Annotated in this window: 1 pseudogene; it reads right to left on the reverse strand. The window is 57.7% G+C overall.

Annotated elements, in window-relative coordinates:
- A pseudogene (locus tag L3N51_RS12485) lies at positions 1-223 on the reverse strand (IS6 family transposase); the annotation flags it as partial.
- Positions 224-227 lie beyond the last annotated feature (4 nt).

The following is a 227-nucleotide window of genomic DNA, read 5'->3' on the forward strand; positions in this document are numbered from 1 at the left end:
ACTCCCCTGACACAGGCACGTCAACTCTCGCGCTGGACAATCTCCTCCAGTAGTAGTGAACAGTGCTCCTGGGCAACCTGAACCTCCTGAGCGAGTGGCCCAGGTAGTAACCAGCAAGGGCCCTGGCCACCTCCTCCAGGGAGTGGAACCTGGGCTCAAGGTTATTAACCCTGAGAAGGTAACACATTATCTGGGTCAGGACGGGGAGAGACGCGATCTTCACGCTC

It is taken from the genome of Metallosphaera javensis (ex Hofmann et al. 2022) (assembly GCF_022064045.1).
Taxonomy (GTDB): Archaea; Thermoproteota; Thermoprotei_A; order Sulfolobales; family Sulfolobaceae; genus Metallosphaera; species Metallosphaera javensis.